A 12,912-nucleotide genomic window follows, 5' to 3' on the forward strand; every position below is an offset into this window, starting at 1 on the left:
ATCTCCTGTTATTCCGCGGCCTGCAGCCGGGCCGGTGCCGGGCCAAAATCTTCCCGGAAGTGTTTCAATGCGCTGAGCACGGGGTAGGGCGTGAAGCCGCCGAGTGCGCAGAGCGAGCCGAATTTCATGGTGTTGCAGAGGTCTTCGACCACCGCGAGGTTTTCCGCCACGCGCTCGCCGTTGATAATCTTGTTGATGGTCTCGACGCCGCGCGTCGAGCCGATCCGGCACGGCGTGCACTTGCCGCAGGATTCGACCGCGCAGAACTCCATCGCGAAGCGCGCCTGCTTGGCCATGTCGACGCTGTCGTCGAACACCACGATGCCGCCATGGCCGATCAGGCCGTCGCGCGCAGCAAACGCCTCGTAGTCGAACGGCGTGTCGAACAGCGCGCGGGGGAAGTAGGCGCCGAGCGGACCGCCGACCTGCACCGCGCGCACCTCGCGTCCGGTGAACGTGCCGCCGCCGATCTCGTCGACGAGCTCGCCAAGCGAGACGCCGAACCCGGTCTCGAACAGCCCGCCATATCTGATGTTGCCGGCGAGCTGGATCGGCATCGTGCCGCGCGAGCGGCCCATGCCGAAATCGGCATAGGCCCTGGCGCCGTTGTCGAGGATGAAGGGGATCGCCGCGAACGACAGCACGTTGTTGATCACGCTCGGGCGGCCGAACAGGCCCTTATGCGCCGGCAGCGGCGGCTTCGCCCGCACGATGCCGCGGCGGCCCTCGAGGCTTTCCAAGAGTGAAGTCTCTTCGCCGCAGACATAGGCGCCGGCGCCGACCCGCACCTCGAGATCGAACTCATGCACCGAGCCGCCGATGCGCTTGCCGAGCAAGCCGGCGCGCCGGGCGGCTGCGATCGCCGCGTTCATCGCCGCGACTGCGTGCGGATATTCCGAGCGGATGTAGATGTAGCCCTTGGTGGCGCCGACCGTGATGGCCGCGATCGTCATGCCCTCGATCACGACGAAGGGGTCGCCTTCCATGATCATGCGGTCGGCAAAGGTGCCGCTGTCGCCTTCGTCGGCGTTGCAGACGATGTATTTGCGGTCGGCGCTGGCCTGCGCCACCGTCTTCCATTTGATGCCGGTCGGGAAGCCGGCGCCGCCGCGGCCGCGCAGGCCCGAGGTGGTGACGTCGGCCAGGATCTGGTCGGAGGTCAGCGTCAGCGCCCGCTCCAGGCCCTTGTAGCCGCCATGGGCGCGGTAGTCGTCGACCGAGCGCGGATCGACCACGCCGCAGCGCACGAAGGTCAGGCGGGTCTGGCGCTTCAACCAGGGAATCTCGTCCGTGACACCAAGCCGCAGCACATGCTGGCCGTTGCCGGCCATCGCATTGAGCAGCGCAGGGACGTCAGACGTGGTCACCGGGCCGAACGCGACGCGGCCCTGGGCGGTCGCAAGCTCGACCATCGGCTCCAGCCAGCACAGCCCGCGCGAGCCGGTCCTGACGATCTCGACCGTTGCGCCACGCGCGGTGGCAGCCTGCTCGAAGGCGAGGGCGACATCGTCGGCGCCGACGGCGACCGCCGCGGCATCGCGGGGGATGTAGATCCGCATCGTCATCGCTGTGCCTCCGCGACCAGGGCGTCGATTCGCGCTTCGTCGAGCCGGCCGACCACGCGGCCATCCAGCATCGCCGACGGCGCGGTGGCGCACAGCCCGAGGCAGTAGATCGGCTCCAGCGTCACGCGCTCGTCCGCCGTGGTATGTCCCAGCGAAACGCCGAGCTTGGCCTCCGCGCGCGCCGCCAGCGCATCGCCGCCGGCAGCCTGGCAGGCCTCGGCGCGGCAGAGCTTCAGGACATGGCGCCCGGCCGGTTGCTTGCGGAAGTCGTGGTAGAAGGTGAACACGCCGTGCACCTCGGCGCGGGACAAATTGAGCGCTTCGGCGACCATCGGGATCGCCGGCTCCGGCACGTAGCCGAACGCCTCCTGCAACGCGTGCAGGATCACCAGCGTGGCGCCTTCGAGCTTGGCGTGCTCGGCGATGATGTCAGCGCCGCGCGCCGCGTCCCAGGGTTCGTATCCCACCGTCATTCGCGCTTCTCACGATCCAGTTTTTTGCTTTGCACATCTGCATTGGAATCCTTCGAAACATCAATAAAGCTGTCTCATGCGGCGATTGCGAAACGCGATTAATAGCGTTGCGCAATTGGGTGATTTGGGATCGCAATAATGGTCTGGAATCACGCACTTCCATCGCGTATTGGGATTGGGGATCGCGCGGCGGTCGTGGTACGTGTGGCAGTGTTGGGACACCGTTTTTCCGATGGGGTTTGATCCTTGATCGACAAGCTGGAACTTCTGTTGGCACTGGCCAAGGAGCGGCATTTTGGCCGGGCCGCGGAGGCCTGCGGCGTCACCCAGCCGACCATGTCGACCAGCCTCAAGCAGCTCGAGGAAATCCTCGGCGTGATGCTGGTGCAGCGCGGCTCTCGCTTCCAGGGTTTCACCCCTGAGGGGGAGCGGACGCTCGACTGGGCCCGGCGCATCGTCGGCGATACCCGGGCGATGAAGCAGGAGATCAACAGCCTCAAGGACAAGCTGTCGGGCGAGATCCGGATCGCGGCGATCCCGACCGTGCTCGGCATGGTGGCCGCGCTCACCACGCCGTTCCGGGCGCGCCATCCCGATGTGCGTTTCCGCATCCAGTCCTGCACGTCGGCCGACGTGCTCGGCCTCTTGGAAAATCTCGAGGTCGATGCCGGGCTGACCTATATCGAGAACGAGCCGATCGGCAAGGTTCGCACCATCCCGCTCTATAACGAGAGCTATCGGCTGCTGACGGCGCCCGACGCGATGTTCGGTGACCGCAAGCAGGTGACGTGGAAGGAAGTCGGCACCGTGCCGCTCTGCCTGCTGACGCCCGACATGCAGAACCGCCGCATCATCGACCGTGCGCTGACCTCGGTCGGCGCGGAGGCGACGCCGACGCTGACCTCGAATTCGTTGCTGGTGTTGTACACCCATGTGAAGACCGGGCGCTGGGCCAGCGTGATGCCGGCCAAGCTCGCCGAGACGCTCGGCCTTGCGGATGCCGTGCGCAGCATTCCGATCGTCGATCCGGTGGTGGACTACAGCATCGGCCTGGTGATCCCGCAGCGCGATCCGATGACGCCCTTGATCGCCGCCCTGGTGCAGGTCGCGCGCGAGGTCGCGCCGACACTGGAGACGTCGTAGCGCAGCTACGCCGCTTCCGGCAGCTTGCTCTGCAGGGTGCGCGGATCGCGCGGCAGTGTGATACGGACGACGGTGCCGACGCCGAGCTTGGAGCGCAGCTTCATCGAGCCGCCGTGCAGGTTGGTGAGCGAGCGCGCGATCGCAAGCCCGAGGCCCGAGCCCTGGTAGCTCTTGGTGAGCTGGCTCTCGACCTGCTCGAACGGCTTGCCGAGCCGGCGCAGCGATTCCGGCGCGATGCCGATGCCGCTGTCGGCGATCAGGAGCACGATCGAGTCGTCCAGCATCTGGCCGCGCACCAGCACGCGGCCGTGATCCGGCGTGAACTTCACCGCGTTGGAGAGCAGGTTGACGATGATCTGCTTGACCGCGCGGCGGTCGGCGACAACCGAGATCGTGCTTTCGATCTCTGATTCCAGCGACAATCCCTTGTGCTCGGCGCGACCGGAGACCACCCGCAGGGATTCCGCGAGGATGCCGGAGAGGTCGAGCGGCTCCATGTCGAACTTCATGCGGCCGGCCTCGATCCTCGACATGTCGAGGATGTCGTTGATGACCTCGAGCAGGTATTTCCCCGATGTCAGGATGTCGTGGCAGTATTCCTGGTATTTGTCCGAGCCGAGCGTGCCGAACAGTCCGCTGCCCATGATCTCGGAGAAGCCGATGATGGCGTTGAGTGGCGTGCGCAGCTCATGGCTCATATTGGCGAGGAACTTCGACTTCGCGGCGTTGGCGTCCTCGGCGCGGGTCTTTTCCTGCGAATATTTCTCCGCGAGGTCAGCGAGCTCGACCGCCTGCCGCTCCAGCTCGGATTGCGAGCGCTGCAGGTCGATCACGGTGGCGCGCAGGCGCAGATCGTTGTCGACCAGCTTGTGCTCGTGCGCCTTGATCCGGGTGATGTCGGTGCCGACCGAGACGTAGCCGCCGTCCTTGGTGCGGCGTTCGCTGATGTGCAGCCAGCTGCCGTCGTCGAGCTGGGCCTCGAAGGTGCGCGCGCCGGGCGCCGGCACGCCGCTCTCGTGCAGCCGGGTGCGCACCTCGGGCATGCTGCCGACCTCGATCACGGTCTCGTAGGAGGTGCCGGGGCTGACGGCGGAGTCCGGCAGCTTGTGCAGCCGCTGGAAGTGCGAGTTGCAGAGCACGAGGCGGTCCTCGGCGTCCCAGAGCACGAAGGCCTCCGGGATGGTCTCGATCGCGTCGCGCAGCCGCAAGTCGGCTTCGACCGACTTCTCCGCGAGGCTCTTCTGCTCGGTGACGTCGATGGCGATGCCGATCAGATGCAGGCCGCTGTCCGCCGCGGCGTGGCTGAGCTCGCAGCGCACGCGCAGCCAGATCCAGTGGCCGCCGACATGCCGCATGCGGAAGCTCTGGTCGATGTGATCGATCTTGCCCGAGATCAGCTGCTCGGCGATGTCGAACAGGTTGATGTCGTCGGAATTCACCAGCGCGTTGACTTCGCCGAAGGTGAGGAGATCGTTGCGGGTGTCGAGCCCGAGCAGGGTGAACATCGACTGCGACCAGAAGATCCTGCCGCGCGACAGGTCCCAGTCCCACAATCCGCAGCGGCCGCGATTGAGCGCGGTGTCGATCCGGCCGCGCACGGCGTCGTTGATCAGATCGCCCTCGCGGGCGCGGGTCGATTGCCAGTGGAAGGCGAAGCCGAGGATCAGCACCACGAAGCTCGTGGTCGCCGACAACGTTATCGAGAGCGCTGCGTCCGATCCCCAGATCGGCTCGTTCATCTCCTGGATGACGACGACCTGGCCGGGCAGCGACTTGACGAGCTGCGAGATCGCGAGCGCGCCGGTACCGCCCGGCAACGTCATGTCATTGACCGTACCCTGCTGGCCCGGCGCGATCATCAACTGCGCGGTGGAGACGATGTCGAGGATGCGGTCGTTCTCGCCGGCGCTATCGATCGGCACGCGCGCCAGCACGCGGTGATCGGCGCCGGTGATGATGACGTGGCGGCCGTAGGCGATGCCCCAGGACGGAATCAGGTCCGGCAGCAGCTCCTGCATCCGCTCGATGTTGACGAGCCGCTCGCGGCGCACCGAGGTCAGTCGATCGAGACGTTCGGCGAGGATGTCGGACAGCGCGGCGAGGTCGCGTTTCATCGCGCCGCGCTTCTGCCGGGTCTGGTCGATCACCTGGACGAAGGCGCCGAGGCAGATGGTGATGAGGAAGGCGATGATCAGGGTAGGCACAGCGCGGCGCAGTGCAGGCTCGGCCGTCAAGAGCCTGTGATAGGCCGGTTTTGCGATCGATTGCGCCAATCCCTTGATCGAATCGGATTGGACGCACGCGTTCGCTGCATGCGCGCGCGCCATGCCCTAGACCCCCGCTCTAAGCTGATTTTTTACCCGGTTCGGATGCTCCCCACGAGGCATCCGAATCATGATGATTTGAATCCAGATTTCCCGGACTGTCGAGAGTCAACGATTCGTTAATACGAAAAAATTCTTGTCCAAGACAGAATCGGTTGGCGCAAAGTGAGTCCGAAACAGGAACGGCTCCGTAGAATTACGCGCGTGACGGTTCTGCGTGACTGATCACACGCTTCACGGTGGGGAACGCGCGGCGCAGTTTGCGTTCGATCTCGTCGACGCTTTCGTGCACCTTGATCACACTCATCGCGGGCGCGGCGCGGCAATGGAAGTTGACGATCTCGCCGGCGTCGGTGTTGCGGACCCGCACATTATGGATGTCATGGATCGCGCCGCCAGCGGCATATCCGGTCAGCGCGGCCTTGATGGCTTCGACGCGGTCGGGTGCGGCGTCGGTTCCCCACGGCAGTTCCGGCTCGAGCGGCTCGATATGGGTGTCGACCTCGACGTCCTCGCCAAAATCCTCGCGGATCGCGCGCTCGAGCTCGTGGGCGATGTCGTGCGCGGCGACCAGCGTCATGTCGCTGTCGACCTCGAGGTCGATGCCGACGATCAACCTGCCGCCGATATTGTGCACGGTGACATGGTGGATGGCGAGGCCGGAATTGCGCGCGATCACCATGATGCGCTCGCGCACGCTCTCATTGTCGCGCGCCACCGGCACCGCGGTGAAGGTGAGGTCGGCGTCGCCGAACGCCTTGGTCATCGCCTGCTGCGCCCTGCGCTTGATGTCCTCGACGCGGTCGATCGGATAGGTGCGCGGCACCTTGGCGATGGCATCGATGAAATGGGTGGCGCCGACCATGCGGACCCGCAGGCGGTCGACGTCGACGACGCCAGGCACCGCCTTGATGGCGGTCGTCGCCTTTTCCAGCGCGCCTTCGGGCGCGCGGTCGAGCAGGGTCTCGACCGTCTCCCGCGCCATGCGCAGGCCCAATAGGGCGATCATCACGGCGACCGCGATGGCTGCCGCAGCGTCGCCCCACCAGAAGCCGAAGCCCGCCAGCACCAGGCCGACGATGACGGCGGTCGAGCCCATCACGTCGGAGGCGAAATGCAGCGCGTCGGCGGCCAGCGCCTGGCTCTTGGTGTCGCGCGCCGCGCGGTGCAGCGCGCGGGCGCGCCACAGATTGACGCCGATATCGATGACCAGGACGATGAAGGGGATGGCGGAAATCGACGGCGGCGGCGCGCCCTCGCGCAAATGGCTGTAGGCCTGGACCAGGATGCCGCCGGCCAGCACGTAGAGCAGGGCGATGATGAAGAGCGCCGAGACGCTCTCGAACTTGCCATGGCCGTAATGATGCTCGGCGTCGGCCGGCTGGTCCGATACCCGCACCACCGCCCAGGTGATGATGGTGGCGACCAGGTCGATCGTCGAGTGCAGCGCCTCGGAGATCAGCGCCAGCGATCCGATGGCAATGCCGACGACGAACTTTGCCAGCGCCATGGTGCCACTGGCAAGGATCGAGATCGCGGCGACGGATGTCTTGGTACTGGGTGCGCTCATGGGCGGCGGTTTAGCAGCCAATCTGTGAACATCAAGTGTCGTCGATATCTCGCAATCGCAACTCACTTGCAGGAGCAGGATTGTTGCGAACTGTTCTGAAGTCGGAAGCGGTTTGACTCATCGTTTGCCCGAGATGCGGATCCACGTTCTCGCGGCGTGTTTCGCCCGAGCTTTGCCAAATCGTTCGCCCTGGAAACAAGAGGGCGCAGGGAATGCCGGGTGCGCGCTGCACCCGCGGTCTCGCGTGCATGAGTAGAAAGGGAAACGCACACGAGCATACAGGTTCAGCGGGAGACACTCCGGCATTCCCTGCGCGATGGGTTGACGGCTTATTTCGTGCTCTCCCCGGCGAGACCGGGCTTGCTTGTCACCGCTTTCGCAAAAACGCTTGCGCGTTTTGCAAGAGGACACCTGCCACTGGGGCGTCAGGACCACACGACTTCACCGTCCGCCTCATGCATGCTCGTCAGTCACACATGCGGCGGCCACCGCATCTCACCGCAACACCCGTGACGATCGCGAAGCGCCCCTCGATCGGGTGAGACGGGCGAACCATACACCGAGTTGTCATTCCGATAAACCGAAATATTTTTAGTGCGTGGGATTGACAGGTTTGGCTGAGTTGCCCGTCGGGCAGAATGAGGAGGGCACCCTGACAGTCATGCCGGAGCGGAGCGCCAAGGGCCACTCCCAGGTACGAAAGGGGATATGCTCCTCAAGGGAACCGACTTCTGTCTTTGACCCATGGCCGACTTCAGTAAACTCGAAGCCAACGTCAGGCATAGTGATCGAACTCGCTCAAAGCAATTCGCACCTCGCGGGCAAAATCAACCAGCGATACAGTGAAGGCGGCGAGGGAAGCGATGAACAGGATGGCAACCCCGCGCTCGTGCTGAATTGCAAAGAACGCACTCACGAATGCGACGATCACAAGCACCGCTATCGTTATACTGCTGATGACAGCCCAGAAGATTGCGCGGTTCAACATTGCGGTGCGCCGCATCAGGCGGGGAAGATCGGCCCTGAGCCGAACTTTGGTGGTGTCGACTTCCGATATCCCGTTCAACACAATCGTTCTGTCTATGATCCTGTTCAGTCGCGAGATCAGGATCGCAATAAATGCCGCAATTGCTCCCAGCAGAAAAGCGGGCGCTGCCGATTGCGAGATCACATGCGAGAGCTGGCTGACGGTCGGTGTATCTGGCAGCATGGAAACCTTACCTCGTCACCATTCGACACGTTGGCGTGACTGTGCTGGTGGGTGCCATTGGCGAGATCGAGAACGTCAGCCACGTATTCCTTCCCGACGGTCGGTTGACGGCGTCGAATTCACCATAGCCCTTCGGATTGAGGTATCCCTGCATGTCCCTGAGATCACAGTGATCAACCCGAGCTTGACCTAGATTGAACGCCTCGTCGCAAGCGATCGCTATACGAATCGATCCAAATCGAAATTCCATCGCGACTGTTGCGCCAAAGTCGCGAAAAATCGCCTGCTATTCACTCCAATTTCCGAAAACATCCTGTGGAGGATGTCCGCAAATCAGAGCGTATTCGGGCTAGTCCCTCGCTCGTTCAAGCGCGTGCCGCATCGACTTCTGTTCGCTGCTCGTCAACTGCGTCGGCCCGAGCTTGAAAGTCAGCTTGTCGATCTTCCCGGTGAACTCGAACGGCAGCTTGTAGCTGTCATCCACCCCGGTGCGGCTATCGACGCCGACGTCGAAGGATTCGTCGATGGCCATCAGGAACCCAATCGAGTGCGGGATCGACCGGCGGGCGTACTCCTTGCCGTCCACCGAGAGCACTCCGGTGCCGCCCTTGGCCGGGCCGGGTCCATCATATTTGAAATCGAACACGATGGTATGCTTGCCCGGCTTGAGCGCAGAGCCCAACCAGTCGCGCGCGCCCACGCCGGCTTCCCAGCGGTATCGTTTCAAATCCAGCATGTTGTAGACGAAGACCGGCTTACCCTTCAGCAAATAGAGGCCATAGCCGCTGAACCTGCCGCCGAGAGTGGCGATCATTCCCTCAGCCCCGCCGGGCGGGACCGTTATCTCGGCGGTGATCTTGTAGTCCTTGTTCATGATGTTGGGCGCATTCTCGGCGGGAATGCCGGGGTTCGCTCCCTTGTATATGAATTCAGTTCGTCCAGCGGTCGCGCTCGGCCGCGGCGTCACGAGGCGCGGCAAGACGGAATTGTCGAGCGGCAGGACCTGGTACTTTGCCGCCTCCGCCAGGAACAATTCCTTCAGCTCTCGCAGTTTGTCAGGATTCTTGGCTGCGACGTCGTTGTTTTGCGAGAAGTCCTCAGCGATGTTGTAGAGTTCCCACTTGTATTCGTTGATGTCCGGCATCTTTGCCGTGCCCATAAGCCAAGGTGCTTCGGGCGGTGTCGTGCACGCATACCAGCCATCGTGGTAGATGCCGCGGTTGGCGAACATCTCGAAATACTGCGTGTCGCGCTTTGATGGTGCGTTGGCGTTAGCCCGGTCGAACGTATAGGCCATGCTCACACCCTCGATCGGCTTTTGCGCAATTCCATTCACCGTCGCAGGCGCCGGGATACCCGTGGCCCCCAGGATCGTCGGCACGATATCGATGATGTGGTGGAACTGGGAGCGAATGCCGCCGACGTCCTTGATGTGACCGGGCCATGAGATGACCATGCCTTGCCGGGTCCCGCCGAAGTGCGATGCCACCTGCTTGGTCCACTTGAACGGGGTATCGAACGCCCACGACCAGGCTACCGACATATGCGGATAGGTTTTGTCGGAGCCCCAATTCTCATAGTGCAGCATCAGCTCGGCTTCGGGAAGCTTCAGCACGCCGTTGTAGGCGGTCATCTGGTTCGGGGTGCCCTCGAGCGTGCCTTCTGCGCTGGTGCCGTTGTCGCCGCTGATATAGATGATCAGCGTGTTGTCGAGCTTGCCCATGTCCTCCACCGCCTGGATGACGCGGCCGATTTCATTGTCGGTATAGGCCGCGTAGCCGGCAAACACCTCGGCCTCCCGCGCGTAGAGCTTCTTTTGGATCAACGAGAACGAGTCCCACTTCGGGAGGGTATCAGGCCAGGCAGTGAGCTGGGTATTCGCGGGGATCACCCCGAGCTTCTTCTGGTTGGCGAAGATTTGCTCGCGCAGCTTCTCCCAGCCCATGTCGAACTTGCCCTTGAACTTGTCGATCCATTCCTTCTTGGGCTGATGCGGCGAATGCGTGCCGCCGGGCACGTAGTAGAGGAAGAACGGCTTGTCGGGTGCGGCTGCGTTCAGGCTGTTCATATAGTTGATGGCTTCGTCCGCCATATCGGTGGTGAGGTTGTAGCCGGACTTGCCGATCCACGGAAAAATCTGGGTCGTGTTCTTATAAAGATAAGGTGTCCACTGGTCGGTCTCGCCGCCCATGAACCCGTAGAAGTATTGAAATCCCATTCCAACCGGCCACTGGTCGAAAGGACCAGCCGCGCTGTACAGATAGGTCGGGGTATTATGGTTCTTGCCGAACCATGAGGTGGCAAATCCGTTATCTCGCAGAATAGTCCCGATCGTCGCACTCTCCGGACCAATGACGGAATCGTAGCCCGGGTAGCCAGTGGACAATTCACCGATCACGCCGAACCCGACGGAATGGTGGTTGCGGCCGGTGATCAGCGCTGCGCGCGTAGGCGAGCAAAGCGCGGTCGAGTGAAACTGCGTATAACGCAATCCTGCCTTCGCGATACGATCCATGTTCGGGGTTGGGATGACGCCACCGAAGGTGCCGGTCACGCCATAACCTTGATCATCGGTCATGATCAGCAACACGTTTGGTGCGCCTTTGGGCGGCACGACGGACGGTGGCCAGTAGGGCTTGGAGTCTTTCGCGGTTTCCTTGATATCGCCGCCGAACTTCGGAGGCTCGGCCGGAAGCTGCTTGCCATCAAGTGTCATCGTGGCGCTGGGCGTACCCGGCGTGCCCGTGATTTGTTGGGCCGTCGCCGGCGCAGCAAGCAGGCCCGGCAACGTGACGAGCAAGGTCGCAAGACCGGTGGCCAACAACAGCCTTTGCTTCAGTCGAGGCCTGTCTTGTTCATCGATCATGGGATTTCTCCTCTCGCTTGATGCAACGGAACCCAACGTGACTGGCCGACGTGTCGACCGGTTCGGGATGGCGCGCCGCCGGCCGGTAGCGGCGGCAATAATTGGGCGCGCACAGATGCGATCCACCTTTGAGCACCTTGCGTGGAATCTTGATGTTGGGCGCGCACGGGTCGTAGCTCTGGTCTTCGCGACCGCCGCGCGGGTTTTCCGGGATACAGCAGGCTTTCGGTGCATCGGCCTCATGCTTGGCCGCGTACCAATCGAGCGTCCATTCCCAGACGTTGCCGATCATGTCGTAGAGGCCATGGCCGTTCGGCGGAAACGCGGTCACCGGCGATGTCCGCTCATAGCCGTCGGTCGCCAGATTCTCGTTCGGAAACTCGCCCTGCCAGGTGTTGGACATCTGACGCCCGCTGGGCGTGAGCTCGTCGCCCCAGGCGTACTCGGCGTCTTCGAGGCCGCCGCGTGCCGCGAATTCCCACTCCGCCTCGGTCGGTAGATCCTTGCCCGCCCACTTGGCAAAAGCCTCGGCGTCCCTAAAGGCCACATGCACGACCGGGTGCTCGTCCAGTCCGCGGATCGAGCTGCCGGGTCCGTAAGGTCGCCGCCAGTTGGCGCCAAACTTGAACGTCCACCACTCGCCCCAGTGGGACAGATCGACGCGCCGTTTGGGCGGCGCAAAGGCGAGAGAACCCGCTTTGAGCATATGTGGCAGCGCGCCCGGATAGTCCTTCGGGTCCGGGGCTGTTTCGGCAAAAGTGACATGACCCGTCGCTTCAACGAACTGTCGGAATTGCCGATTGGTCACCGGCGTACGGTCCATCCAGAAGCCGTTGACGGTCACGCGATGGACGGGCGCTTCCTCGGGATAGTGTCGATCCGAACCCATGCGGAACGTGCCGCCCGGAACGTAGAGCATGCCAGCATCGGCCCCATGCTCTGGCAGTTGTTCGCGGCTCGATGACGAGGTCGCATCGACGAGTGTCATGACGGCCTCCGAAGACGCTGCCGAAGGACATCCCGCAAGAAGACGTTGCGATGCATGTTCTGATTGTTCGGCATCGAGGTCCACTCATACGAGCAGAACGTCGTGAACTTTCCCGGCTTATAGTACTTGTCGGCGATGGCATTGTTCTGCGACCAGACCGACCCGGCGACCTTCGGGTCGGTGAGCTCCTTGAGCCGCTGCTGCTTGGCAATGGAGCGCGCAAGGAACTGGAAGACCTTGTTGACTTCTTCCGGCGTCTTCGCCTTGAGCTTCGCGGCGATCGGAAGCTTGCTGATGGGAGAGGTTGGGTCGTTCGCCAGCCTCAGCATGCCGGCATATTCGGAGTGATCGGTCACGCCCTGGAAATCGAGCGGACGAGTGATCTTCATCATGTAGTTTGCCGCCGGGTGCTTGATCGGCTGGCCCATCGAATATTTGTAGGCGTCGTCCGGCCCGGCCAGGGTATTGCCGATGATGTACGCGTCCAGCGACCGGCTTGTGTGCTGATGCGTTTGGCCGAAATAGGCGATGCGCTCGGGATTGGCCGCGCTTTGCGCCCTTCGCCGGCGACACGAAAGCGATAGCTGCGCTACCCAACGACGCAATCCGGCCACTGCGGTTCATGTCGGCGCTCCCTGTCAGCTCAATTGAATTCTAAAGCGATGGATCGCCGCGGCCGGCATTCCATCTCATGGCGCACGACGCGAAGATAGAAGCGGGATCTTTGGAATTAGATGCAATTAAGACAATTGGCAGAGGAGACCTTGACTACT

General features: G+C 62.9%; 9 protein-coding genes. 1 reads left to right on the forward strand and 8 read right to left on the reverse strand.

The window, feature by feature from the left end; genetic code table 11:
- Positions 1-8 precede the first annotated feature (8 nt).
- Positions 9-1,565 carry an NADH-quinone oxidoreductase subunit NuoF gene (locus tag V5279_RS15510; RefSeq protein ID WP_338698729.1) on the reverse strand — a complete coding sequence of 519 codons (1,557 nt, stop codon included), beginning with the start codon at positions 1,563-1,565 and terminating at the stop codon, positions 9-11.
- Positions 1,562-2,038, reverse strand: a complete 477-nt coding sequence (locus V5279_RS15515) for a formate dehydrogenase subunit gamma (protein ID WP_338698730.1) — start codon at positions 2,036-2,038, stop codon at positions 1,562-1,564. Before V5279_RS15515 ends, V5279_RS15510 begins: the two co-directional genes overlap by 4 nt.
- Positions 2,039-2,284: 246 nt before the next feature.
- On the opposite strand from V5279_RS15515, the gene V5279_RS15520 reads away from it, so the two are divergent.
- A complete protein-coding gene (locus V5279_RS15520; RefSeq protein WP_166293841.1) occupies positions 2,285-3,181 on the forward strand; it encodes a LysR family transcriptional regulator in 897 nt (298 codons plus the stop codon).
- 5 nt (positions 3,182-3,186) lie between these two features.
- Here V5279_RS15520 and V5279_RS15525 read toward each other — a convergent pair whose 3' ends face one another.
- The 6 genes from V5279_RS15525 to V5279_RS15555 all read right to left on the reverse strand — a co-directional run bounded on the left by V5279_RS15525 (position 3,187) and on the right by V5279_RS15555 (position 12,744).
- Positions 3,187-5,508 (reverse strand): PAS domain-containing sensor histidine kinase, encoded by a 2,322-nt coding sequence (locus V5279_RS15525; protein WP_338698734.1) that lies wholly within the window; start codon positions 5,506-5,508, stop codon positions 3,187-3,189.
- Between the two features lie 193 nt (positions 5,509-5,701).
- Positions 5,702-7,075 carry a cation-efflux pump gene (locus V5279_RS15530; protein WP_338698736.1) on the reverse strand — a complete coding sequence of 458 codons (1,374 nt, stop codon included), beginning with the start codon at positions 7,073-7,075 and terminating at the stop codon, positions 5,702-5,704.
- A 775-nt stretch (positions 7,076-7,850) separates the two neighbouring features.
- A complete protein-coding gene (locus tag V5279_RS15535; protein WP_338698738.1) occupies positions 7,851-8,285 on the reverse strand; it encodes a DUF2721 domain-containing protein in 435 nt (144 codons plus the stop codon).
- Positions 8,286-8,634: 349 nt separating this feature from the next.
- Positions 8,635-11,151 (reverse strand): arylsulfatase, encoded by a 2,517-nt coding sequence (locus tag V5279_RS15545; RefSeq protein ID WP_338698740.1) that lies wholly within the window; start codon positions 11,149-11,151, stop codon positions 8,635-8,637.
- Complete coding sequence (locus tag V5279_RS15550; protein ID WP_338698742.1) at positions 11,141-12,139, reverse strand: formylglycine-generating enzyme family protein; 999 nt, start codon at positions 12,137-12,139, stop codon at positions 11,141-11,143. The genes V5279_RS15545 and V5279_RS15550 overlap by 11 nt, the downstream gene beginning before the upstream one ends.
- A complete protein-coding gene (locus V5279_RS15555; protein ID WP_338698744.1) occupies positions 12,136-12,744 on the reverse strand; it encodes a DUF3604 domain-containing protein in 609 nt (202 codons plus the stop codon). The genes V5279_RS15550 and V5279_RS15555 overlap by 4 nt, the downstream gene beginning before the upstream one ends.
- Positions 12,745-12,912: the final 168 nt, after the last annotated feature.

This window comes from Bradyrhizobium sp. 26S5, assembly GCF_036923295.1.
Taxonomy (GTDB): domain Bacteria; phylum Pseudomonadota; class Alphaproteobacteria; order Rhizobiales; family Xanthobacteraceae; genus Bradyrhizobium; species Bradyrhizobium septentrionale.

Bases quoted from the DNA above. Each gene is read 5' to 3' on its own strand.
- V5279_RS15510 (WP_338698729.1), bottom strand. From the start codon at position 1,565: ATGACGATGCGGATCTACATCCCCCGCGATGCCGCGGCGGTCGCCGTC.
- V5279_RS15515 (WP_338698730.1), bottom strand. From the start codon at position 2,038: ATGACGGTGGGATACGAACCCTGGGACGCGGCGCGCGGCGCTGACATC.
- V5279_RS15525 (WP_338698734.1), bottom strand. From the start codon at position 5,508: ATGGCGCGCGCGCATGCAGCGAACGCGTGCGTCCAATCCGATTCGATC.
- V5279_RS15530 (WP_338698736.1), bottom strand. From the start codon at position 7,075: ATGAGCGCACCCAGTACCAAGACATCCGTCGCCGCGATCTCGATCCTT.
- V5279_RS15535 (WP_338698738.1), bottom strand. From the start codon at position 8,285: ATGCTGCCAGATACACCGACCGTCAGCCAGCTCTCGCATGTGATCTCG.
- V5279_RS15545 (WP_338698740.1), bottom strand. From the start codon at position 11,151: ATGATCGATGAACAAGACAGGCCTCGACTGAAGCAAAGGCTGTTGTTG.
- V5279_RS15550 (WP_338698742.1), bottom strand. From the start codon at position 12,139: ATGACACTCGTCGATGCGACCTCGTCATCGAGCCGCGAACAACTGCCA.